The sequence below is a fragment of the Pseudomonas sp. Pseusp11 genome, assembly GCF_047304405.1.
Lineage (GTDB): Bacteria > Pseudomonadota > Gammaproteobacteria > Pseudomonadales > Pseudomonadaceae > Aquipseudomonas.
On record NZ_JBGLZF010000006.1, the window covers coordinates 43479 to 65276 of the forward strand.

Below are 21798 nucleotides of genomic sequence, written 5' to 3' on the forward strand. Positions count from 1 at the left end.
ACGACTGACTCACTCGGGCCGGTAGCGGTAACGACTTTCCGGCGCAGAATCATCATTCCCGCAGGTACAAGGCGAGTTGCACTGCGGCTCGCGGATGGCCGCCGGCCACCCGCGAGCCAGTGCCATCAAGCCAGCAGCTTAAGCTCGTCTTTACCGTACTTGAGCGATTTCTCGTCTGGAATCATCAGGCCAGTGTGCTCGTTGCGCCCCTGCAGGATGAAGCGGGCGTTCGGGGTGCCCAACTGGGTAGCGGCCTGCTGGCTGTCGGCGCCGATCTCGCCCTTCTTCATGCGGTTGACGATCACCCCCACCGCCGTATCGTTGAAGTCGCGCAGCATCCAGGCATCGCCATCGCTGTCGCCAGCCACCAACACCGGGCCATAGCCCTTCCGTTTAACCAGCACGTTCTTGATGCCGACGGTCTTGCCCGGCCCGTAGTTGAAGTGCCAGTCCGGCTGATAGCGAGTGGTGTACTTGCCGCCTTCCATCGCCATGCGCAGGCCGATCACGTTCTCAGGCGGCACGTCGTATCCGTAATGAGGATTGCCCGCGAACACGCGTACCACATCGTCGATCGAGGCGGTGCTGACATAGACGTCGATGCCGTTGGCGCGCAGCGTGTGCATCAGGCCGCGGATTTCCTCATGGATGCGGATGCCATGAAAGTGCGTATCCGCCACCACCCCGGCCTTGCCCGGCAACGTGCGTGAGCTCTCGTACTTGACCTTGCGCAGTGCGTCGCCGATGGCGTAGTTGTTGGAAGCCTCGGCCATCGCCTGCAACTCAGCCGTGGTCATGTTCTTGTAGAAATACAGAATCCACTTATAGCCGATCTCCACCGGGTAACTGTCGCAGATCGCGTCGTACATAAAGTAGAGCTTGGCGAGAAAATCCTTGTACTGCTCGCTGGCCTGAATCTCTTCCAGGCTCTTGTCGCCGGCGAGCCCCTTGTAGTTGGCGTGCAACCAGCGGTAATCCGCTTCTACGTCGCTGGCGATGTCTTCCATCTTGACCGGCTTGCCGTCCACCGTGGCGTAGTCCTTCATGAACGCGCCGTTCGGCACGTCCTGACGCACCACCTCAGCGAACTCATCGGGCGTCAGCTTGTACTGCAGATGATTGATCTGGTAGACCAGCAGCGCTTCTTCACAGTCGTTCATGATGCAGGTGTTGTCCCAGTCGAACACCGCGTACGGGCGCTGGTCAGGGCGGTAGGACGCGCTCTTGACGCCGTGCTCATCGATCACCGCCTGCAGACGCTTTTGGTTGAGCGGCGACCAGCGCGCCGGGTCCAGCGCACTTGGTGTGGCCGGGGGCGTGGCGGCTTGCGTTATGCGGGATGACAACAACAGCGGACTGACAACGGAAACGGTGGCGAGGGTGTTCAGAAACTGGCGACGCTGCATGGCATTGCTCCTACTTCTAGATGAGAGGTTACAACCGAGGCGATGGCGAAAGCGTGTTTCGAAATGCGGACGAGGGGAAGAAACCGTCCGGCCACGAGGCTAGCTCCAAATACACAAAAAAACAATAATGCCTCAATATCACACAAATATGACGCGCAGGCTGCGCCAGCCCAATGATCATGAGGCCGCGCCAAACTTGACAGCGACTGACGCCTCTCCACAATGCGTGCTCGGACAGCGACTCGAACAGCAGGGACACCCGGTATGTGGCAAGAAGAGCGTTACCAGCGGATCCGCGCACTGCTATCGACTTTGCAGCGCGTCACCACCGACCGCATCGTCACGGAGCTGAACGTTTCACGCGAGACGGTGCGACGCGACTTGGTCGCTCTGGAAGAACAGGGGGAGTTGAAGCGGATACACGGCGGCGCCATCCGCGTTGAGGACGAAGCGCCCATCGCCGAGCGGGCGAACATCAACGTCAAATTCAAGCGTGACCTCGCGCGCGCAGCGGTCAGTCTGCTGTCGCACGGACAGACTGTGTTTATCGACGCGGGCACCACCACCGTCATCCTCGCCGAAGAGCTGGCCAAGCTGGGAGGGCTGACCGTGATCACCAACTCGTTCAACGTGGCGTTGCAATTGCGTAATCCCGCTGTGCCAGGCGGCCAGCACAACGAGGTGATCGTACTGGGCGGTTCGCTCGGCGACCGTGCTCCCGCTACGGTTGGCGGCACCACGGTGGCGGAAATTGGCCGCTATCGGGCCGACCTCGCGCTGTTATCGCCCGTCGGCATCGACGCCCAGCGCGGTGCCAGCAACTACGACCACCGCGAAGCCGAAGTGGCGCGCGCCATGGCCGACAATGCCGAAGGCGTGGTCATCCTCGCCGACTACAGCAAGATCGGCGTGGAGAGCCGCGTCGCTTTCTGCCCGCCAGAACGCATCGACGTGCTTATCACCAACCACAAGGCCAGTACCGAAGCGGCGTTCGCCGCACTGAACGCCAAGCTCAAACGTATTGTCCTGGCGTAGCAGTGGCTCGGCGGTTGCAACAGGCATTGACGCAGCGTGATGCTCTAGTGCGGCGCAACCGGGTAGATCTTGCACGACGCGGCCTGCGACCGCGATTAATCACCATTCAATGCGGTTGAGACAACTCAAAAGCCTGCTCAAGGAGCACCAAAGCGGGCGAGCGCATCCTCGATAAATCGTCGGAGTTTGGCTGTTCTCTGACGATTGGCCGTGTAGAGCAAATGCATTTGTCGGCTCGGTGCTTCGTAATCAGCTAACAGTCGAACCAACTCACCGCTGCGCAACGCGGGCTCAAGAAAGTCTTCCGGACCAAGGACAATCCCGAACCCGTCCAGCGCTGCCGACAGCAGTGCTTTGCTCTCATTGACCTGCAATCGACTGACGACTTGTACCCGTTCAACTGCGGAGCCTTTGCAGAATACCCATTCGCGGTCGGCCGGCCGGGACCAATAGGCATACCCCAGACACTCATGGTTCTTCAGATCATCCGGTATTTGCGGCACTCCGCGGTCGGCCAGGTAGCTCGGTGCCGCACAGGCTACCAACCGATAAGGCGCCAACGGCCTGGCGGTCAAACTGGACGCGGTCAACGGGCCAATTCTGAAAGTCACCTCATAACCCTCCTCCACCAGATCGACGAAGCGATCGGTCAAATGCAGATCGATTTCGACTTCCGGGTGTTGACGCAAAAACTCCGTCACAAAAGGCATGAGGCTATAGGAGCCGAACGTGACGGGAGCACTGATTTTCAGTTTGCCGCGCGGGGTGTCGTTCATGATCTGCGCAAGGGAGTCGGCAGCCTGAGCCTCGCTCAAAATGTGCTTACAGCGTTCGTAGTAAGCGCTGCCCAACTCAGTCAGGCTCTGGCGTCGGGTGGTACGGTTCAGTAGCCGCGCACCTAGCCGCTGCTCAAGCGCGGCAACATGCTTGGCCACCATCTGCGCCGACAGGCCCAATCGCTCGGCAGCACTGGCATAGGAGCCGGATTCCGCCGCCATCACAAACGCTCCCATGCTCGTCAGACGGTCCATCATTCAACACTCCTGGTAACGAGACTAAGTAGTCGATGATTATTTATCTGCCATTGGTTGGCAATCATCATGGTTTCTTCTTACTTAATCAGCGGAGCAAGGACATGCGTATCGGCATTATCGGGGCAGGCTTCATCGGACGTGCAGTGGCGCAATTGGTCATCGCCGCGGGACACGAGGCGATGCTCAGCAATTCACGTGGGCCGCAGACCATGAGCAGCGTGCGCAGTGGCATTGCTGGCAGTCAGGTCGGCACTATCGAGGACGCAGCACAATTTGGCGAAGTTGTACTCGTGGCAATTCCTCTTGAGCATTACCGAAGCGTGCCGGCCAAGTGGCTAGAGGGCAAAACTGTGCTGGATGCCAATAATTACTACCCGGAGCGCGACGGTCACATTGCCGCTCTCGACCGATTCGAAACCACCACCAGCCGCCTGCTCGCCGAGCATCTGCCCCACTCCAGTGTGGTCAAGGTGTTCAATGCAATCCTCGCCCAGGACCTGGTGCAAGACGCGCGTCCGAAAGCAGCGCCCGACCGACGCGCACTGCCGATCGCGGCGGATGATCCGGCGGCGAAAGCGCTGGTGATCAAGTTACTGGACGAGATTGGATTCGACGCGGTAGATGCGGGCAGTCTTGATGAAAGCTGGCGATTCGAACGGGCTAAACCCGCCTACTGCATACCGCTGGATAAAGAGGGGCTGAAGGTTGCCTTGGCTGCGGCCCATCGGCAGGTCGAATTGCCCGAGGGATCGTGGCGCCGCTGAATAGCCCACAACCTGCTGGATCGAGAGAAGGCTTGGAGCTGACTGCGGACAGTGTCAGCTTTAGGTCGACTCCGACCTGTGACGGCCGGCAACAGTCGACCCAATAAGGTTGTCCACAACGCCCCATCAATTGGGCCGCAAGCGGCCGCCCTTAACGATGTGGGTGTACAGTCAAAGACACCAGTTTGAGCACAATGGGGCGAACGACGAGTATGCACAGGAATGCCACTGGCATGGCCAATTTATAGGCGTGCAGCGCATTACTTAGGTAATCATTCTCAATACCGGAATTTGCCGCGGTGATCACGAATGACATCAAGAGCGCCATGATGGTGGCCATATACAGTGCGAAAACATAAGGCGTAGCGCGAACCGAGAGCTTACGTTGGTTGAAAAATAGAGCTTTAGAGGATGTTTTTGGATTCATATCAGACCTTTTTGATCTTCGATTAGTAGGTGATGAACACCATAGCAAGATCAAAAATTAGCAACTAGACGGCTAGCAGTGGTTGCTTTATAAATAAAATCTTATGAATGACTCTTCTCGCTGGAACAAAGATGAACCTGTTAGGGGCGATTGCTAGCTTTATCAAGGTGGTTGAAGCGGGCTCCATCGTGGGCGCGGCCAAAACCCTGGGCGTCAGTGCGGCAGCCATTAGCCAGACCCTAAATCGCTTGGAAACCCACCTGGGTACGCGCCTTCTCCAGCGCACCACGCGTAGCATGGCGTTAACCGAAAGCGGCATGGTGTACTACGAAAAAGTGAAACGTATAGCGCGTGATCTCGAATCGGCGCAAAGCGCGATCACCAGCGCGCAGACTCAACTCCAAGGGCGACTGTGCATCGCTTCTACCTCCGCTTTCGGGCGGCATGTGTTGGCGCCACTAATCGCCGGCTTCGCTGCACGTTACCCACGCCTGACACTTGAACTCTCAACCACAGATCGCAAAATTAATCATATTCAAGAAGGCATTGATCTGAGCCTGCGGATAAAACCACAACTAGAAGAGGGGATCGTCGCTCGCAAGATCGTTTCAGTCCCTTTTATCATCTGCGCGTCACCCATCTATTTGGAACGAGCCGGCTGGCCACGCGATCCTGAAGAACTCCAGCACCACGCCTGTCTACCGTTTCGCTACCCGCTAGACGGACGCTTTCTACGTTGGGGTTTTATCCGGGATGGACAACGTTACGACGCTACTCTCAATGCGACCGCAATCAGCGACGATGTTGACGCTCTAGCCCAAATGGCCGTCCGTGGCGCGGGAATAACCCGTTTGGCGGAGTTCGTGGCGGCGCCCTTTATCGAAAGTGGCCAACTCGTTCCTCTGTTTGAACATCGCCACGCTTCAACTTATGCCTACGCTGAACCGCTCGATATTTATGTATGCGTCCAGGAACGCGCCGCCATCACACCCAAGGTCAAAGCTTTTATGAATTATTTGACTGAACATCTGGAAATGCGCTGGCCGATGGTAAATACCTTTACGGCGTCCTGATACGGTGCTTTGCCGCCTTTATAAATTCAATGGCCAAACTTTGCATCGGATAACAATTACGAACTGCTGCTTGCCGGTGACTGCGGCCGATTGCAGCCTGATTCAACGGGCAGCTTCAGGTCGTATGCCGCCCTTCGCAATAAACCGCAATAGCCCAAAAGCAGTCAATTTCGCTCCATTTCGGCTACCCTCACAAAGCGCCACGCAGCAATCACCGTGTGCCAGGCGCCTCGACACTCTTTCGTAAATGCACCGGAGATGTTCCATGCTCAAGCGTACCCTGGCAGTGGCCGTCGGCTTGTCCTTGTCTTTTTGCACCCTGCTGGCGCAAGCCGCCGAGACCCTGAAAGTCAGCGCGATTCCCGATGAAGCCCCTACCGAACTGCTGCGCAAGTTCAAGCCGCTTGGCGCCTATCTGGAACAACAATTGGGCATGAAGGTCGAGTTCGTACCTGTCAGCGACTATCCGGCGGTGGTCGAGGCACTGGCTACCGATCGCATCGATCTGGCCTGGCTGGGCGGTTTCACGTTCGTGCAGGCACGCTTGAAAACCGGCAATGCCATTCCGTTGGTGCAGCGCGAACAGGACGCCCAGTTCACCAGCAAATTCATCACCGCCGACCCAGCCGTCAAGTCCCTCGCCGATCTCAAGGGCAAGACCTTTGCCTTCGGCTCGGTGTCCTCGACTTCCGGCAGTCTGATGCCGCGCTATTTCATGCTCAAGGAGGGCATCAAGCCGGAAACGTACTTTAGCCGCGTGGGCTACTCCGGCGCCCATGACGCCACCGTTGCCTGGGTCCAGGCCGGCAAGGTCGACGCCGGGGTGCTCAACGCCAGCGTGTGGGAAAAACTGGTCGCCGCCGGCAAGGTCGATACCACCAAGGTCAAAGTGTTTTCGACCACCCCAGCGTATTTCGACTACAACTGGACGGTGCGCGGAACCCTCGACCCGGCACTGGCAGCCAAGATAAAGGCAGCCTTCCTTGCACTCGATCCGGCGAACCCGAGGGACAAGGAGATTCTGGACCTGCAGGCCGCCAGCCGCTTCATCGAAACCAAGCCTGAGAACTACAAGGGCATCGAGGAAGCCGCACGCGCCGCCGAACTGCTCAAATGACATTGCATCTGACCCAGGTCAGCCTTACCCACGCCAACGGTGTCCAGGCGCTGCGTGGCGTGGATCTGCACATCGGTGCACGCGAACAGGTCGCGATCATCGGCCCGTCCGGCGCGGGTAAGTCGAGTCTGCTCAACCTGCTGGCCACCGCCCTGCGACCGGGCAACGGCGAGCTGCAGGTGCTCGGCGAGCGCGTCTGGCAGCTTTCTGCCCGTCAGCGTCAGCGGCTGCGCGCGCGCATCGGCCTGATTCATCAGGCGCCTCCCCTGCCCCCGCGCCAGCGCGTGGTCACCGCGGTGCTGGCCGGCAAGCTGGGTCAGTGGGGTCTGGGCAAGAGCCTGCTGAACCTGCTGCATCCGCTGGATGTTCCGGGCGCACGCGCGGCATTGGCCAGGCTGGACCTGAGTGACAAGTTGTTCGCGCATTGCCAGCAACTGTCCGGTGGACAGCTACAGCGCGTAGGCATTGCCCGCGTGTTATATCAAGCGCCCGAGGTGTTGCTGGCCGATGAGCCGGTATCGGCCATGGACCCGGTGTTGGCCCAGCACACGCTTTCGGTGCTGTGCCGCCATGCCCGGGAGCAGAACGTCACCCTGGTCGCAAGCCTGCACGCGGTGGAGCTGGCCCTGGCGCACTTTTCGCGCATCATCGGCTTGCGTGATGGACAGATCCTGTTCGACCTTGCGGCCAGCGCCGTCGACCGCGAGCTGCTCGACAAGCTCTACGCCAATGAGCAGTTGCAATCCTCGCCGATTCCTCCGGCTCCCTTGAGTGTGCAGATCCCCCGATGCTGACGTCTGACACCCGCGATCCGGCCGCCCTGCCCCGTCTGCTGCTCACCCTGCTGGCCCTTGCCTTGCTGTGGCCCGGCATCCGCTTCAGCGAGTTGGACCTCCGCGTGCTGGTGGCGAGTGACAGTCAGAGCGAGATGGGCCGGTTTGTATCCGCCTTCTGGCCACCGGCCCATGGCGACGAGTTCATCCAGCTGTTGTTGCAAGCCACCCTGCAGACCCTGGCCATCGCCACGGCCGGCATGGCCCTGGCGTTGCTGTTGGCTGTTCCCGCCGGCCTGCTCGCCAGTCGTGCTCTGTCGCTGTCTGCTGCCTCCCGCGCAGGCCACCCGAGCTATTGGGGGCAACTGCTGCGTTGGCCCATACGCGGCTTGCTGATTTTCCTGCGCAGCGTGCCGGAAATTGTCTGGGCCCTGCTGTTCGTGCGCGCCGTCGGCCTCGGCCCGACGGCCGGGGTACTGGCCATTGCCATCACCTACAGCGGCATGTTGGGCAAGGTCTACGCGGAAATTTTCGAGTCGGTCGACCAGCGCCCGGTACACGCGCTACTGCAGTCCGGCAGTGGTCGGCTCGCGGCCTTTTGCTACGGAATCCTGCCCAATGTCGCTGCGGAACTGCTGTCGTACACGGTGTACCGCTGGGAATGCGCAATCCGCGCCTCGGTGGTGATGGGCTTCGTCGGTGCCGGCGGCCTGGGCCAGCAAATGGATTTGTCGTTGCGCATGTTCGCCGGCGGTGAAGTGGCCAGTCTGTTACTGACGTTCCTCGTCCTGGTGCTGCTCGCCGATCAACTCAGCCGCCTGCTGCGCTGGAGGCTGACATGAATCGCCTGTTCAACCTGGCACTGCTTCTGTGCATCGGCGCAGCGGTCATCGCCTCGTTCAACTACCTGGGCATCGACCTCGGCGAGCTCGGCGGCACCGGCAACCTGAAGCAGATGGGCGCTTATGCCCGGCGTTTTCTCAGCCCGGACCTGAGCTCGAGCCATCTACAAGCCATCGGCCACGGCGCCCTGGAAACCCTGGCCATGTCGGCCCTTGGCACCCTGCTCGCGGCGGTGTTCGGCCTGCTATTGGCATTGCCCGCAGCCGGGCGCTACGGCTGGCCTTTGCAGAGCGCGTCACGCCTGGTGCTCAACGCCTTGCGCGCGGTGCCGGAACTGGTATGGGCCGCGCTGATGGTCCTGGCCGCCGGACTCGGCCCCAACGCCGGCACCCTGGCATTAGCCCTGCACACCACCGGCGTGCTCGGCCGGTTGTTCGCCGAAGCACTGGAAAATACCCCACCCGAACCCGCCGACGCGATCCGTTTGCAGGGCGCCAATGCCGTATGGGCTTTCTGTTACGGCACCCTGCCCAACCTGTTGCCACAGCTACTGGCGTACATCCTGTACCGCTGGGAAAACAACATCCGCATGGCCAGTGTGCTCGGCTTCGTCGGCGCCGGTGGTTTGGGGCAAATGCTCTATGTCAGCCTCAGCCTGTTCCAGGAAGCTCAAGCCAGCACGGTTATTCTGGCGATGCTGTTATTGGTCTTGGCCGTCGATACATTGAGTAGCTGGAGCCGTCAGCGTTGGGTCAAGGCTTGAGCCAGGAAAGTCGGCACCCTTAACCCACACTTTGTTACCGCATACCCCAGCCGGGTGTAAAAACCTGCTTAGGTAACAGCCCCGCAGGCTGCCTCCCCCCAGCGTTCACCTGCCTGCCAAGCCCATCCCAGAGCGCTGTACGCGTTTTCTCAAACGCCCAATCGGCGAATTGGCCGGGTGATTGCATATGCTTGTCTGTACAAGTACTTGCGTGTGCATAGGACATTTCGCAACGCAGTACACGCGCTCTTGCGGCACAAGCGCTTTCGATGGTCCCTGGGAATAAAATAATGAAAAAAGCATTTCTCACTCTTTCTGCATTGGCTTTGTGTGTGGCTGCCGGTTCTGCGCTGGCCAAGGAGTACAAGGAGTTGCGCTTTGGCGTCGACCCCTCTTATGCGCCGTTCGAGTCCAAGGCCGCCGATGGTGGCCTGGCAGGCTTCGATATCGACCTGGGCAACGCGATCTGCGCAGAGCTGAAGGTCAAGTGCAAGTGGGTTGAAAGCGACTTCGACGGCATGATTCCCGGCCTCAAGGCCAACAAGTTCGATGGCGTGATCTCTTCCATGACCGTCACGTCGGCGCGTGAGAAAGTCATCGATTTCTCGAACGAGCTGTTCTCTGGCCCGACCGCGCTGGTATTCAAGAAAAGCGCGGCCATCGGCACCGATCCGGCCTCCCTCAAGGGCAAGAAAGTCGGTTACGAGCAAGGCACCATCCAGGAAGCCTACGCCAAGGCCGTGCTGGACAAGGCCGGGGTAGAGACCCAGGCCTACGCCAACCAGGACCAGGTGTACGCTGACCTGATCTCCGGACGCCTCGATGCCTCGATCCAGGACATGCTGCAAGCCGAACTGGGCTTCCTGAAATCGCCACCAGGCGCCGACTTCCAAGTCAGCGAACCGGTCGAAAATCCCCTGCTTCCAGCCAAGACCGCCGTGGGTCTGGTCAAAGGCAACGCCGAGCTCCAGGCCTTGCTGAACAAAGGTATCAAGGCACTGCACGACAATGGCACCTATGCGGCTGTCCAGCAGAAGCACTTTGGCGATCTGAATCTCTACAGCGGCAAATAATGACCCTCCGCCCATTTCCCGATGGGCGCTTTTTTGATTTGACGTAGGGCTGCTCAATGCTAGAAAACCTATTGCAGATTCTTGGTATGTCAGACTTTAGCCTTAAGGGTTTCGGCCCATTGTTGCTGCAAGGCTCCTGGATGACGGTCAAATTATCCTTTCTGTGCTTGCTGGTGAGCGTTGGCCTGGGCCTGATCGGCGCCAGTGCCAAGCTTTCGAAATCGGCACTGCTGCGCGTCCCTGCGCAGGCCTACACCACGCTGATTCGCGGGGTGCCGGACCTGGTGCTGATGCTGCTGATCTTCTACAGCCTGCAAACCTGGCTGTCCTCGTTTACCGACTTCATGGAATGGGAATACATCGAGATCAACCCGTTCAGCGCCGGGGTCATTACCCTGGGCTTCATCTACGGGGCTTATTTCACCGAAACCTTCCGTGGCGCCATCCTTGCCGTACCGCGAGGGCAGATGGAAGCGGCTACCGCCTACGGCCTGACCCGCGCCCAGCGCTTTCGCCTGGTGGTGTTCCCGCAAATGATGCGTTTTGCCCTGCCGGGCATCGGTAATAACTGGATGGTGATCCTCAAGGCCACCGCGCTGGTGTCGATCATCGGCCTGGCCGATCTGGTCAAGGTGGCCCAGGACGCGGGCAAGAGCACCTATCAGCTGTTCTTCTTCCTGATTCTGGCCGCCTTGATCTATCTGGTGATCACCACCGTTTCGAACTACGTCTTGCGCCGGATGGAAAACTTCTACGCCGCAGGCACCCGGGAGGCCGTTCGATGATCGAGCTACTGCAGGAATACTGGAAACCTTTTCTGTTCCAGGACGGTAATCACATCACCGGACTGGCCATGACCCTCTGGCTGCTCAGTGCCTCGATCCTCTTCGGCTTCGTGATGTCGATCCCGTTGTCGATTGCCCGGGTCTCGAGCAATGTCTGGGTGCGCTGGCCGGTGCAGTTCTACACCTACCTGTTTCGCGGTACGCCGCTGTATATCCAGCTGCTGATTTGCTACACCGGCATTTACAGCCTGGCCGCGGTGCGTGCTCAGCCAGTACTGGATGCGTTCTTTCGCGATGCGATGAACTGCACCATCCTCGCCTTCGCCCTGAACACCTGCGCGTACACCACGGAGATCTTCGCCGGGGCGATTCGCAGCATGAACCATGGTGAAGTCGAAGCGGCCAAAGCCTACGGGCTGACCGGCTGGAGGCTGTATACCTACGTGATCATGCCGTCCGCCCTGCGTCGCTCGCTGCCTTACTACAGCAACGAAGTGATTCTGATGCTGCACTCGACCACCGTGGCCTTCACCGCGACCATCCCGGACATCCTGAAAGTCGCGCGGGACGCCAACTCGGCGACCTTCCTGACCTTCCAATCGTTCGGCCTCGCCGCGTTGATCTACCTGGCAGTCACGTTCTCCCTGGTCGGCCTGTTCCGCCTGGCTGAACGCCGTTGGTTGTCTTTCCTCGGCCCGGCTCACTAATTCAGGATGCTTGTTCATGTACAAACTGACCGTTGAAAACCTGCACAAAAGTTACGGCAACCATGAAGTCCTCAAGGGCGTTTCGCTGAACGCCAGGACCGGCGATGTGATCAGCCTGATTGGCGCCAGTGGTTCGGGCAAGAGCACCTTTCTACGTTGCATCAACTTCCTGGAAACGCCCAACGACGGCGCCATGAGTCTGGACAACCAGCCGATTCGAATGGTCCATGACCGCCACGGCATGCGCGTGGCCGACGCCAACGAACTGCAACGCATCCGCACTCGCCTGGCAATGGTGTTCCAGCACTTCAACCTGTGGAGCCACATGACGGTGCTGGAAAACATCACCATGGCTCCACGCCGGGTGCTGGGTGTCAGCAAGAAGGACGCAGAGGATCGCGCCCGGCGCTACCTGGACAAGGTCGGTTTGCCGGCACGGGTTGCAGATCAATACCCGGCGTTTCTCTCGGGTGGTCAGCAGCAACGGGTCGCCATTGCCCGTGCCCTGAGCATGGAACCGGAGATCATGCTGTTCGACGAGCCGACGTCGGCCCTGGACCCGGAGTTGGTGGGCGAAGTGCTCAAGGTGATCCAGGGGCTGGCCGAAGAAGGCCGCACCATGATCATGGTGACCCACGAAATGAGCTTTGCGCGCAAAGTGTCGAACCAGGTGCTGTTCCTGCACCAGGGGCGGGTCGAAGAGCAAGGTGCGCCCGAGGACGTATTGGGCAACCCCAAAAGCGAGCGCCTGCAGCAATTCCTCAGCGGCAACCTGAAGTAACCGGAGCGCCTTCGAGCGACCGCAGGGTTGCTCGAAGGCGCTGGCTCAACCGGATAGTCCACCCCTCCCTGAGCCGCTGGACTCATTCTTCCTGCAGCCCTGCCATACTGTTCAGCATGACCCGTGCAACTTTCCGCTTCTACGAGGAGCTCAACGATTTCCTGCCGGCCGAGCGACGGCGGCAGTCCTTCACTTGCGAGTGCGCGCGAGGGGCGACGGTCAAGCACATGATCGAGGCGCTCGGGATACCGCACACCGAAGTAGAGATGGTGCTGCTCAACGGCGAGTCGGTGGGCTTCGAGCGGGTGATCTTCGACGGTGACCGGTTGGCGGTGTATCCCAAGTTCGAAGCGCTGGACATCAGTCCGTTGCTCAAGGTTCGTACGCAACCTTTACGGGTGCTGCGCTTCGTCGCTGATGCGCACCTTGGCGGATTGGCCAGTCTGCTGCGCATGAGCGGCTTCGACACCCTCTACGACAATGGCTTCGACGATGCCGAGATCGCCGAAATCGCCGCGCAGCAAGGACGCATCGTGCTAACCCGCGACCGCGAACTGCTCAAGCGGCGGATCATCAGCCACGGCTGTTACGTGCATGCCCTGAAACCGTCGCTGCAGCTGCGCGAATTGTACGAGCGCCTCGACCTGGCGCGTAGCGCGCGCCCCTTCAGCCTGTGCCTCCATTGCAACCTGCCGCTGCACGAAATCAGCCCGGAACTGGCCCGGCCGCAAGTGCCGCCACGCGTTGGCGTCCTCTATTCGCACTTCCTGCGCTGCGACACCTGCCAACGGATTTACTGGGAGGGTTCGCACTGGCGCGGCATGTGTGCGCTGTTGGCACCTCTGCTGGACCGATAGTCGAGCGCATCGGCTCGGTTGCATGGTCAGGGACAACTGGCTTTTGCATCAGATGGATAACGGCCAGAAGCAGTCCTTCGAATGACAGTCAGCGGTGAGAATGAACGGCTTTGCTCGAACGAAAGACCAGGTAACTTGCCACCACCAGCACCCATGCAGCAATACCGCCATACAGCATCACCCAGCCAAACCCATGCGCCAAAGCTGCGTTGGCGACATCGACCGGAATCGTGATCCCTTGGCCAGTCGGCACCAACACGGCAGAGTTGCCGGCCGAAATATTCTCCGCCAGCCATCTCAGTTGCCCATCATCGGGCGAGCCAGACAACTGGTTGCGCAGGGAAGACAGGATACCTTCCACCAAGATGAATCCCATCAGCGCGATATTGATTGCAAGGCTGATCATGCGAGCGCTGATATCGATGCCCGATGCCATGCCGGCACGTTCACTGGGCACCGATCCGGTGGTGGTATTGGTCACAGGTGTATTGGTCAGCCCCAGTCCGATTCCGGCGATCAGACAGCCTGGAAGCATCGTCAGCCAGCTGGCGTGCGCGACACTGCTGCCCCATTTCATCAGCAGGAACCCCAATCCTATGGTGAACAAACCTGCGGGAATCACCACGTCAGGTCGATAGCGCAGCGCCAGCCGTTCACCTAACGGGGGAACAACCAGCGTCGGCAGCGTATAGGCCAGCAGTGCCAGACCGGTGCCGACACTGGCGTAGCCCAGGCTATTTTGAAAGTACAGCGGCAGGTAAATCATGAACGGCCAGAAGCTGAAGTTCATGCCTGCCGACCCTAGCAAGGCACCCGAGAAGCGACGGATGCGCAATACCGAGAAGTCGAACATCGGATCGACATAGCGTCGCTGCGCAACGACAAAGACGATAAAGCTGAGCATTGCCACAACCAGACAAGTGATGGCCGAACCGCTGGAGAAACCCTCCCCCGCGCCCTGGGTGATGAACCAGGAAAGGCCAAACACTGCCAGTGACAGCGAAATAATGCCCAACACATCCAGCCTGCGACGCTGCGGATCACGTGACTCATCGACACCGGCGATCACCAGCACCAGCGCGAGCACGGCAATGGGCGCATGCACCAGAAACACCCATTCCCAACTCGACAACGCCACGATAACGGCGCCGATTATCGGGCCAAACCCCAAACCGATACCGAACACGATTCCCCAGGCACTGAACGCTTTTCCGCGCGCAACTCCCGACTGGAACCGGTGAGACAGCACGGCCACCTGACAGATCAGCATGGCACCACCGGACATACCTTGCAGGAAACGGTTTGCGATCAACACACTGGCGCTTTGTGCCCATCCACAGCCCAGTGAGGTAATGCCGAAAAGCACCAGGCTGATGACAAACACTCGCTTGCGCCCATACCGATCCGCCAATGTGCCGGTGGTCATCAGCACCGTGGTGCAGGCGATGGTGTAGGCATTCATGATCCACTGCATATCTTTGAAATCGCTGTGCAGAACCGATTCAAGAGTCGGCAGGATTGCCGGCACGCTCGAGATTTCCAAGCCGAACATCAGCGACGCCAGGCACACGGCGGCGATGGTGAAAATATCCTTTTGCGAAGAAGAGAACTGCATCGTGATCTTCCAGATCAAGTTGATGGGCACTGGCAAGACCGCTCTGAACGCCGTCAGGAGTAGAGACGCGATAGCCTCGCCAGCGTCACCCGGCACAAGTCCAAGTGACCGGCCGCATTCTGGAAGCAATTAAAAAATGACAGAAATGATTTAATTTCGTAGGTTTTATTAATATTCGTCATGAGTTGACTTAATGGACTTCGACCCAGCTCTGTTGCGTGCTTTTGTCGCGATCAAGGACACCGGTAGTTTCACTCGTGCCGCAGAGCGGCTGCATTTGAGCCAGTCAGCGATCAGTCATCAGATCCGGCGTTTGGAAGAACAGGTCGGTACCACGCTATTGGTACGCACTACCCGACGTTTGACACTGACGGAAGATGGTGAAGATTTTCTGCGCCATGCCGAACAAATCCTCAGAGCACAAGACGCCCTCTCCCGACGTTTCGAAGCGTCGTCGGTATTCGGGGCCGTGCGCTTCGGTGTGCCAGAAAACTTTATCGGCGACGGCCTGCCGCCGTTACTGACTCGGTTCGCCAGACAATTTCCCGCCGTACGCCTGGATGTAACCGTCGGCACCTACCTCGATCTGCGCGCACTGGTTGATGCCGACGGGCTCGATCTGGCCGTGGTCATGGCACTGCCGGGCAGCCAGGCCGGCGGTACCGTGCTGCGCGAAACCCGGTTTGTCTGGGCCGCTGCGCAGAATTTCGAATTTACCGGCGATGCCCCTTTGCCACTGGCGTTTGCCCCAGCACCCTGCTTGCACCGCCAGGTGGCCGTAGATGCGTTGGAGAGTTCCACCGTAGATTGGCGGGTCGCCTTTACCTCTCCAAGTCAACAAGGACTGAGAGCGGCGGTATTGGCGGGACTTGCCGTCACCGCTCTACCGCTGGGCGATCTAGAGCCTGGCATGGTGGTCATTGACGGCCAACATGGCCTGCCACCGCTGCTGGATGCTGATTTCAGACTGATATGGAGTGTCACGGGAAAGACGCCCGCGGCCAATGCATTTGGACAACTGCTGGTGGAGATGTCTGAGTTGCCATCGATCTAGAACAAACTGACTACCATTGGCATTTCAGGTAAGTGCCCTGCTCTTAGAACACTCATTTGCGTAATGAACACCGTCCACAGGACTCGCGAGGAAACACATGATTGATGGTTCCGCCGTTTTGACGGTCTTTTTGGTCTACTTGGCCGGTGTCGTTATCCCTGGGCCAAATTTCGTTGCAGTGGTCCATAAAGCGGTAGCTGCTACACGGTCAGAAGCTCTGGCCTTGGTAGCAGGCATCGTACTGGTCAATTTGTTCTGGTCCACCTGTGCAATTGCAGGTCTCGGGGTTGTATTTGCTGCGCTCCCTTGGGCTGCGCTTGTTGTAAAAGTTCTGGGCGCCGCCTACCTGATGTGGTTCGGATTCCGACTGCTGATCAACGCGGGGAAGAATGCGCTTGGCCCGCTAAATGATTCCGTCGCCGGTAGTTGCCGGCAGTCCTTCATTCAGGGGGTGGTTACCAACATCGGCAACCCCAAGTCCATGGCCTTCTATGCCGCTGTTTTTTCAGCAGCAGCCCCCGCCCACGTTTCACCAGGCACGTTTTTGTCGATGCTGGCAGTTGTCGTGGTGATTTCAATGACCTGGTATGGAATGGTTGCAATCACTCTTTCGCAACCCAAGATTGCGTCCGCGTATCAAGGGAGGAAAAAAGCTATCGATCGACTGTGCGGCGGTTTGATTTTGTCTCTGGGGGTCCGCCAGTTGGTTTAGCAATCCCACGATTGATTCGCACTTCCTGCGCTGCGACGCCCGCCAACGGATTTACTGGGAGGTTCGCACTGGCGCGGCACTGCTGGCACCTCTGCAGGACCGATAGCCGGCTGCGTTGTCAGGGAAAACTGGCTTTTGCATCAGGTAGATAACGGCCAAAAGCAGCCATTCGGCTAGATACTTTCGACCCTTTCCGGTTCCTCGTGTCTGCGAGCTAACGCCATTTCTTAGCGTCCGAGTGAGGGCGGCCCATAGAGCTCAATTTCCCAGTCTTCAAGAGGTGGCGTTACTTTGAAAAATGGGTCGCAGTATGACCTTAAGTAGTCAGTCGCTCTCCTTTGGGCGTAGGTGAAATTGAGCACGTTGCCTTCACTGTCCATCTCTATCACGTTCGCGAATATCGCGAAAACCATCTCAATTGCACTCGGCTCAGAGCCATAAATGTCGAGGTACTCAACGTTTTCAAGCATGTAATGGCTTCCACTTGCCATGAAGTATGCAAACGTTCGGAGTGCTCCACTGAAATCATTACTTAGCTTCTTCATGTACATTTTCTTTTAGTAAAAATTTTGGATTTAACTGCTTCATAATCAAGCATCTGCTTTTTTGCCGTTTTATTGCGGTCGAGACAGGCCGGAACCGGCCAGAAGCTGTCCCTCCTCTGACAAAATCCCCTACCCCGCACTCAATTCCCACAGCACATCCAGCACATGTTGCGTAGGCCGTTCGATGTCTCGACTACGGTGGGCAATACCCAGTTGCCGCCACAATAAGGGCTTTAATGGCCGCATGACGATCCTGGTATCGGGCAATGGCGTGGAGGCTTCATGCGGCAACAACGTCGCACCATAGCCAGCCGCCACCAGGCTTTTGATCGCATCGTTGTAGTTGAGTTGAATACGCGGCGCAGGCTGCGGCCCACCACTGGCGAACCACTCCGCAGTCAAACGCGAAAGACGAGTGGTGTTGTCATTCAGAATCAATGGCTGAGTGGACAGCCAGTCGGGGGTCACAACCTCCGGGGATTCCCAGCGAGCCGGCAGGAAGGCCATGACCGGGTCCCGTCGCCATGGCTCGATCCGCAAGCCCTTCACCGGGGACTGCGGCAGCGCGACCAAACCGATCTCCAAAGCGCCCTCGGCAAGCTTCTTCAAAGTTTCCTGCGACGTGAGCACCGCGACCTGCACATCGATAGCGGGATGACGCTGGCTCAACGTCTCCAAAGCGTGCGGCATCAACTGTGCGATGGCCCCCGTGGAAGCGCCTAGCCGCACACGCCCGGCTAATCCCTGCACCTGACGTTCCACGTCCTCAAGCGCCTGCTCCGCATCCGCCAACAGACGCCGCGCACGTTCCACCAGTGTGTTCCCAATCGCCGAAGGCTGAACGCGCCCACGCGTGCGCGACAACAGCTTGCCGCCCACGCGCGCTTCCAGGTCGGCGATATGCAAACTGACCGTGGGTGGCGCCAAGTGCAGCACGCGGGCCGCCTCGGCAAATGAACCCAGGTCGGCAATCGCCACCAAAGTGCGCAGACGGTCCAGGCTGATTTCGCGCATGAGTGACTCCTCGTTCAGAAAAACTGAATTTCATCGTTTATAAATTCAACTTTTCCTATCTTAGCGCCTCACTGAAGATTGGAACTCCTGATTTCCAACGTCCGAGAGCATTCCATGGCAAGTCCCCTTGTATTCATCGATGGCGACCAAGGCACCACCGGGTTGCAAATCCATCAACGCCTACGCGACCGCAGCGATCTGCGGCTTATCACTCTCAGCCCCGAATATCGCAAGGATCCGCAACGTCGCGCCGAAGCCATCAATAACTGCGACATCGCGATTCTCTGCTTGCCCGACCAAGCCGCGCGCGACGCTGTAGCAACCATCGAAAACCCCGGCGTTCGGGTGATCGATGCCAGTTCGGCGCACCGTACCCATCCAGACTGGACCTATGGTTTCGCGGAGATGAATCCGCAGCAGAGCCAACGCATCGCCGCCGCACGACGGGTCAGCAATCCCGGTTGCTATCCAACGGGGGCGATAGGGTTGCTGCGCCCTTTACTGGAGGCCGGATTACTGCCCAAGGATTACCCGATGAACATTCATGCCGTGTCGGGTTATTCCGGGAAAGGACGTGTCGGGGTGGAAGAGCATGAGGGAGAAGGCGCAGCACAGGCGTCGGCGTTTCAGGTCTATGGGCTGGGGCTGGCACACAAACATATTCCGGAGATTCAGCAGCAAAGCGGTCTGACAGAGCGGCCGATGTTTGTGCCGGCCTATGGCGCTTTTCGGCAGGGGATCGTACTAACCATCCCCTTGCAAACCCGGTTGTTGGCGCCAGGTGTGAGTGCGGTGCAGTTGCATGCATGTCTGATGCGGCACTATGCCGATGCGAGCCATGTACAGGTGATGTCGATGCTGGAGGCTAAAGGGCTGACGTACCTTGATCCTCAGGCACTTAACGGGACTGATGATTTGCGACTGTCAGTGTTTGAGAATGATGAGACGGGCCAGGTTTTGTTGGCTGCGGTGTTTGACAATCTTGGGAAGGGAGCCGCTGGAGCAGCAGTGCAGAATCTGGATTTGATGCTTGCAGGAACATGACTCCGATTACCCGCGCGAATTAGCGTGATGCCCTCATCCCGAGCCAGGATTAGAGGTCAGGCCAGGTTCGCACCTGAAGCCGTGAGCCCATTTAACGGTAATACCCAGACTAAAACACCGACTTCAACTTGTAGAGAAAACATCTTGTTTTGGCATAAAAAATCGAGCAAACAGCTCGGACTGCGACTTGATATTTAATTTTGCATAAATGTTACGGCGATGAACCTTTATCGTTTCCACCGAGAGGGAAAGCTTTCCGGCTATCTCTTTATTAGAGAAGCCACTGAGCAACAATCTGAGCACATCGCTTTCGCGCGCTGTTATTTGCGTGCCAAGCTGGGTAATCGTTTCTGGCCATAGAGGTGGCTCAGCGAGATTTTTCTCTACATCAATTTCAAAACACATGCGCTGATGCATTAACGCAGTCACCCACGGCTTGATAATATCAAGCATTGTTATTTGTTCTTGACTAAAACGGACTTTGCTACCAACGGAAATGCATAACGTTCTATCGGCGTCGAGCTGAACATTGTACTGAGCCTCATCCACAGAGATATATTGTGCAAAATATTGATGATAATACTCAGTTTCAAGAAAGTATTCCGGTGCAATATCCAACAAATGAAAGAAACCGCTCTGGGGGTTTTCTCGATTAGCTATATAAAATGGATCCAACAGGTAAAGCCCCTTCACATAGCGGTGAGTGAACGCGTCCACCTCTTCGACATCTGCGACCTCAGGAAGACTAACAACTTGCACTTGTTGATTGCTAAAGATCAATACAACCCAATTATCGATTTGCACGTATTCGTTTAATATACGAACAAGCGAACTCCAGAATTCTGGACGGTTCAACTGCATGATCAGTTTCCCAATCGATCGGTGCCAAGCCAGGCTATGAAGGTCGAACGGCATTTTCTACCCCTTTTGGGTTAGGGATTCGTAGGTCAGAGGTAAGTATTCGTAGGTATTTACTATTTGGTAACGCCCGGTATATTCGCTACCAGGACTTACGATGGCCATGAGGGCACATCGTCTTGACAAGGATGTTGCATGAGAAAATCACGTTTGCGAACCATTTTTTCGGCCTCGCTTCTCTGTGCTGGGATGAGCACATCAGTGGGAGCTGTAGAGCCTGGGGTGCATCTGTACAACTGGTTCGGGCTTCTCGCACCGGAAACCCCAAAGGAGTTTGAGCAGGCAACCGGCACCAGAGTGCATATGGATGCTTTCGACAGCGCCGAAATCATGCAGAGCAAGGTAATGGCTGGGCGCACGGGGTATGACGTGGTTGTGGCCACCTCCAATGTGTTGCCAAGCCTGATCCAGGCGGGAGTACTTCAGCCGCTGGATCGTAATCAACTGAGTAATTTGTCCCATATCGATCCTGATATTTTGTCCCAGGTCGCGGTCAATGATCCTGGTAATCGCTACGCCGTGCCCTATCTATGGGGCACTACCGGCATTGGCTATGACGTTGACAAAGTCAAAGCGGCATTGGGTGATAATGCTCCGGTGAATAGCTGGGATTTGATCTTCAAAGAAGAAAATATCAGCAAGCTCCAGTCGTGTGGTGTGGCAATGCTTGACTCTCCAAGTGAGATCATTTCGATTGCTTTGCATTACCTTGGGCTCCCCAGCAACAGCAGGAACCCGGATGATTATCAGAAAGCTCAAGCCCTACTGTTAAAAATCCGTCCCTACGTCCTCTATTTCGACTCCTCCCGAATTGACGCTGACTTGGCTGACGGCAATATTTGTGCAGTCGTGGGATGGGCTAATGGTGCCCTTGCTGCGCAGGCCATAAACGAGAAGACCAACACTGGACGCAAGATTACCTACAGCCTTCCTCGCGAAGGAGCGCTGGTCTGGTCGGAAAATCTGGTTCTTCTAAAAGACGCGCCCCACCCAAAGGAAGGTATGGCGTTTATTAATTATATGTTGCGACCAGAAATTATTGCCAAGACCTCAAACCACACTCTCTACCCTAACGCTAATAAAGATGCCGCTGAGTTTGTCGAACAGAAGTTGCGAGACAACCCCTGGATTTATCCAGATAAAAAGACTGTTGCCACACTTATCCCACTTGAGCCATTGCCATTGAAGCTGGAGCGAATCCGCACACGGATTTGGACCAAAGTGAAGAGTGGTGTGTGATCTGACTTGATTTGTCACCTGTTGCTCCATGCATGTCTTTGTTTTATACGCGGACATGCTGTGAGCAGCAGGCTGAGGCTAATTATGTCCGGAAAGTAAGACGCAAACGCCGATATACAGGGGCGCCAAATTAGTGGATTAGTGCCTGTTATAGGCTCTTGCCCTGAGCTGGACTTACCCGGCTTCCTGACATTGACATCTGCGACAGCGCCGATTCAA

At 57.5% G+C, this 21798-nt stretch carries 23 protein-coding genes and 1 pseudogene; 17 read left to right on the forward strand and 7 right to left on the reverse strand.

Annotated features, from left to right (window positions below; all coding sequences use genetic code 11):
- Positions 1-125 precede the first annotated feature (125 nt).
- Positions 126-1406, reverse strand: coding sequence for a haloacid dehalogenase-like hydrolase (locus tag ACCC96_RS06735; protein WP_413695280.1), 1281 nt, complete (start codon positions 1404-1406; stop codon positions 126-128).
- 222 nt (positions 1407-1628) lie between these two features.
- Here ACCC96_RS06735 and ACCC96_RS06740 point away from each other — a divergent pair, with 222 nt between their 5' ends.
- A complete protein-coding gene (locus ACCC96_RS06740; RefSeq protein ID WP_413695281.1) occupies positions 1629-2441 on the forward strand; it encodes a DeoR/GlpR family DNA-binding transcription regulator in 813 nt (270 codons plus the stop codon).
- A gap of 137 nt (positions 2442-2578) precedes the next feature.
- Here the strand turns inward: ACCC96_RS06740 and ACCC96_RS06745 are convergent, their stop codons facing one another.
- Complete coding sequence (locus tag ACCC96_RS06745; protein ID WP_019648580.1) at positions 2579-3475, reverse strand: LysR family transcriptional regulator; 897 nt, start codon at positions 3473-3475, stop codon at positions 2579-2581.
- Positions 3476-3576: 101 nt separating this feature from the next.
- Here ACCC96_RS06745 and ACCC96_RS06750 point away from each other — a divergent pair, with 101 nt between their 5' ends.
- Entirely contained in the window at positions 3577-4239 is a 663-nt protein-coding gene (locus ACCC96_RS06750) for an NADPH-dependent F420 reductase (RefSeq protein WP_413695367.1), read from the forward strand.
- A gap of 151 nt (positions 4240-4390) precedes the next feature.
- Here ACCC96_RS06750 and ACCC96_RS06755 read toward each other — a convergent pair whose 3' ends face one another.
- Positions 4391-4666, reverse strand: coding sequence for a DUF2798 domain-containing protein (locus ACCC96_RS06755; RefSeq protein WP_018925645.1), 276 nt, complete (start codon positions 4664-4666; stop codon positions 4391-4393).
- 131 nt (positions 4667-4797) lie between these two features.
- Here ACCC96_RS06755 and ACCC96_RS06760 point away from each other — a divergent pair, with 131 nt between their 5' ends.
- The 10 genes from ACCC96_RS06760 (at position 4798) to ACCC96_RS06805 (ending at position 13438) form a co-directional block, all read left to right on the forward strand.
- Entirely contained in the window at positions 4798-5739 is a 942-nt protein-coding gene (locus tag ACCC96_RS06760) for a LysR substrate-binding domain-containing protein (protein WP_413695368.1), read from the forward strand.
- 265 nt (positions 5740-6004) lie between these two features.
- Positions 6005-6856, forward strand: coding sequence for a putative selenate ABC transporter substrate-binding protein (locus tag ACCC96_RS06765; protein ID WP_413695282.1), 852 nt, complete (start codon positions 6005-6007; stop codon positions 6854-6856).
- Positions 6853-7650 carry a phosphonate ABC transporter ATP-binding protein gene (locus tag ACCC96_RS06770; RefSeq protein ID WP_019648578.1) on the forward strand — a complete coding sequence of 266 codons (798 nt, stop codon included), beginning with the start codon at positions 6853-6855 and terminating at the stop codon, positions 7648-7650. Before ACCC96_RS06765 ends, ACCC96_RS06770 begins: the two co-directional genes overlap by 4 nt.
- Entirely contained in the window at positions 7644-8471 is an 828-nt protein-coding gene (gene phnE, locus ACCC96_RS06775) for a phosphonate ABC transporter, permease protein PhnE (protein ID WP_018925641.1), read from the forward strand. The genes ACCC96_RS06770 and phnE (ACCC96_RS06775) overlap by 7 nt, the downstream gene beginning before the upstream one ends.
- The gene (gene phnE / locus ACCC96_RS06780) at positions 8468-9235 is read left to right on the forward strand and encodes a phosphonate ABC transporter, permease protein PhnE (RefSeq protein ID WP_413695283.1); all 768 of its coding nucleotides are present in this window, start codon (positions 8468-8470) and stop codon (positions 9233-9235) included. Before phnE (ACCC96_RS06775) ends, phnE (ACCC96_RS06780) begins: the two co-directional genes overlap by 4 nt.
- Before the next feature lie 290 nt (positions 9236-9525).
- Positions 9526-10308 carry a transporter substrate-binding domain-containing protein gene (locus ACCC96_RS06785; RefSeq protein ID WP_413695284.1) on the forward strand — a complete coding sequence of 261 codons (783 nt, stop codon included), beginning with the start codon at positions 9526-9528 and terminating at the stop codon, positions 10306-10308.
- A gap of 56 nt (positions 10309-10364) precedes the next feature.
- On the forward strand, positions 10365-11093 hold the full coding sequence (locus ACCC96_RS06790) for an ABC transporter permease (protein WP_413695285.1): 729 nt from the start codon (positions 10365-10367) through the stop codon (positions 11091-11093).
- A complete protein-coding gene (locus ACCC96_RS06795) occupies positions 11090-11800 on the forward strand; it encodes an ABC transporter permease (protein ID WP_019648573.1) in 711 nt (236 codons plus the stop codon). The genes ACCC96_RS06790 and ACCC96_RS06795 overlap by 4 nt, the downstream gene beginning before the upstream one ends.
- 16 nt (positions 11801-11816) lie before the next feature.
- The gene (locus tag ACCC96_RS06800; protein ID WP_018925636.1) at positions 11817-12581 is read left to right on the forward strand and encodes an ABC transporter ATP-binding protein; all 765 of its coding nucleotides are present in this window, start codon (positions 11817-11819) and stop codon (positions 12579-12581) included.
- A gap of 116 nt (positions 12582-12697) precedes the next feature.
- Complete coding sequence (locus ACCC96_RS06805; RefSeq protein ID WP_413695286.1) at positions 12698-13438, forward strand: Mut7-C RNAse domain-containing protein; 741 nt, start codon at positions 12698-12700, stop codon at positions 13436-13438.
- An 88-nt stretch (positions 13439-13526) separates the two neighbouring features.
- On the opposite strand, the gene ACCC96_RS06810 is transcribed toward ACCC96_RS06805, so the two are convergent.
- Positions 13527-15053 carry an MFS transporter gene (locus ACCC96_RS06810; RefSeq protein WP_413695369.1) on the reverse strand — a complete coding sequence of 509 codons (1527 nt, stop codon included), beginning with the start codon at positions 15051-15053 and terminating at the stop codon, positions 13527-13529.
- A gap of 193 nt (positions 15054-15246) precedes the next feature.
- On the opposite strand from ACCC96_RS06810, the gene ACCC96_RS06815 reads away from it, so the two are divergent.
- The 3 genes and pseudogenes from ACCC96_RS06815 to ACCC96_RS06825 all read left to right on the forward strand — a co-directional run.
- A complete protein-coding gene (locus tag ACCC96_RS06815) occupies positions 15247-16107 on the forward strand; it encodes a LysR family transcriptional regulator (protein WP_086944921.1) in 861 nt (286 codons plus the stop codon).
- Between the two features lie 97 nt (positions 16108-16204).
- On the forward strand, positions 16205-16819 hold the full coding sequence (locus ACCC96_RS06820; protein WP_258669074.1) for a LysE family translocator: 615 nt from the start codon (positions 16205-16207) through the stop codon (positions 16817-16819).
- A 16-nt stretch (positions 16820-16835) separates the two neighbouring features.
- A pseudogene (locus tag ACCC96_RS06825) lies at positions 16836-16925 on the forward strand (twitching motility protein PilT); the annotation flags it as partial.
- Between the two features lie 121 nt (positions 16926-17046).
- Here the strand turns inward: ACCC96_RS06825 and ACCC96_RS06830 are convergent.
- Together ACCC96_RS06830 and ACCC96_RS06835 are read right to left on the reverse strand one after the other, a co-directional pair.
- Entirely contained in the window at positions 17047-17364 is a 318-nt protein-coding gene (locus ACCC96_RS06830) for a hypothetical protein (protein ID WP_413695287.1), read from the reverse strand.
- A gap of 129 nt (positions 17365-17493) precedes the next feature.
- Positions 17494-18378 carry a LysR family transcriptional regulator gene (locus tag ACCC96_RS06835; RefSeq protein WP_111455132.1) on the reverse strand — a complete coding sequence of 295 codons (885 nt, stop codon included), beginning with the start codon at positions 18376-18378 and terminating at the stop codon, positions 17494-17496.
- A 114-nt stretch (positions 18379-18492) separates the two neighbouring features.
- On the opposite strand from ACCC96_RS06835, the gene argC reads away from it, so the two are divergent.
- Positions 18493-19422: an N-acetyl-gamma-glutamyl-phosphate reductase gene (gene argC, locus ACCC96_RS06840; RefSeq protein ID WP_413695288.1), complete on the forward strand. Its 930-nt coding sequence runs from the start codon at positions 18493-18495 to the stop codon at positions 19420-19422.
- A 123-nt stretch (positions 19423-19545) separates the two neighbouring features.
- Here argC and ACCC96_RS06845 read toward each other — a convergent pair whose 3' ends face one another.
- Positions 19546-20337 carry a helix-turn-helix transcriptional regulator gene (locus ACCC96_RS06845; RefSeq protein WP_019648570.1) on the reverse strand — a complete coding sequence of 264 codons (792 nt, stop codon included), beginning with the start codon at positions 20335-20337 and terminating at the stop codon, positions 19546-19548.
- A 138-nt stretch (positions 20338-20475) separates the two neighbouring features.
- Between ACCC96_RS06845 and ACCC96_RS06850 the strand changes: the two genes are divergently transcribed.
- Positions 20476-21579, forward strand: coding sequence for a polyamine ABC transporter substrate-binding protein (locus ACCC96_RS06850; RefSeq protein WP_019648569.1), 1104 nt, complete (start codon positions 20476-20478; stop codon positions 21577-21579).
- Positions 21580-21798 lie beyond the last annotated feature (219 nt).

Coding starts and splice junctions, on each gene's coding strand:
- ACCC96_RS06820 (WP_258669074.1), top strand. CDS start 16,205: ATGATTGATGGTTCCGCCGTTTTGACGGTCTTTTTGGTCTACTTGGCC.
- ACCC96_RS06790 (WP_413695285.1), top strand. CDS start 10,365: ATGCTAGAAAACCTATTGCAGATTCTTGGTATGTCAGACTTTAGCCTT.
- ACCC96_RS06835 (WP_111455132.1), bottom strand. CDS start 18,378: ATGCGCGAAATCAGCCTGGACCGTCTGCGCACTTTGGTGGCGATTGCC.
- ACCC96_RS06765 (WP_413695282.1), top strand. CDS start 6,005: ATGCTCAAGCGTACCCTGGCAGTGGCCGTCGGCTTGTCCTTGTCTTTT.
- ACCC96_RS06830 (WP_413695287.1), bottom strand. CDS start 17,364: ATGAAGAAGCTAAGTAATGATTTCAGTGGAGCACTCCGAACGTTTGCA.
- ACCC96_RS06740 (WP_413695281.1), top strand. CDS start 1,629: ATGCGTGCTCGGACAGCGACTCGAACAGCAGGGACACCCGGTATGTGG.
- ACCC96_RS06805 (WP_413695286.1), top strand. CDS start 12,698: ATGACCCGTGCAACTTTCCGCTTCTACGAGGAGCTCAACGATTTCCTG.
- ACCC96_RS06795 (WP_019648573.1), top strand. CDS start 11,090: ATGATCGAGCTACTGCAGGAATACTGGAAACCTTTTCTGTTCCAGGAC.
- ACCC96_RS06810 (WP_413695369.1), bottom strand. CDS start 15,053: ATGCAGTTCTCTTCTTCGCAAAAGGATATTTTCACCATCGCCGCCGTG.
- ACCC96_RS06755 (WP_018925645.1), bottom strand. CDS start 4,666: ATGAATCCAAAAACATCCTCTAAAGCTCTATTTTTCAACCAACGTAAG.
- phnE (WP_018925641.1), top strand. CDS start 7,644: ATGCTGACGTCTGACACCCGCGATCCGGCCGCCCTGCCCCGTCTGCTG.
- ACCC96_RS06735 (WP_413695280.1), bottom strand. CDS start 1,406: ATGCAGCGTCGCCAGTTTCTGAACACCCTCGCCACCGTTTCCGTTGTC.
- ACCC96_RS06800 (WP_018925636.1), top strand. CDS start 11,817: ATGTACAAACTGACCGTTGAAAACCTGCACAAAAGTTACGGCAACCAT.
- ACCC96_RS06845 (WP_019648570.1), bottom strand. CDS start 20,337: ATGCCGTTCGACCTTCATAGCCTGGCTTGGCACCGATCGATTGGGAAA.
- argC (WP_413695288.1), top strand. CDS start 18,493: ATGGCAAGTCCCCTTGTATTCATCGATGGCGACCAAGGCACCACCGGG.
- ACCC96_RS06815 (WP_086944921.1), top strand. CDS start 15,247: ATGGACTTCGACCCAGCTCTGTTGCGTGCTTTTGTCGCGATCAAGGAC.
- ACCC96_RS06850 (WP_019648569.1), top strand. CDS start 20,476: ATGAGAAAATCACGTTTGCGAACCATTTTTTCGGCCTCGCTTCTCTGT.
- ACCC96_RS06785 (WP_413695284.1), top strand. CDS start 9,526: ATGAAAAAAGCATTTCTCACTCTTTCTGCATTGGCTTTGTGTGTGGCT.
- phnE (WP_413695283.1), top strand. CDS start 8,468: ATGAATCGCCTGTTCAACCTGGCACTGCTTCTGTGCATCGGCGCAGCG.
- ACCC96_RS06760 (WP_413695368.1), top strand. CDS start 4,798: ATGAACCTGTTAGGGGCGATTGCTAGCTTTATCAAGGTGGTTGAAGCG.
- ACCC96_RS06750 (WP_413695367.1), top strand. CDS start 3,577: ATGCGTATCGGCATTATCGGGGCAGGCTTCATCGGACGTGCAGTGGCG.
- ACCC96_RS06770 (WP_019648578.1), top strand. CDS start 6,853: ATGACATTGCATCTGACCCAGGTCAGCCTTACCCACGCCAACGGTGTC.
- ACCC96_RS06745 (WP_019648580.1), bottom strand. CDS start 3,475: ATGATGGACCGTCTGACGAGCATGGGAGCGTTTGTGATGGCGGCGGAA.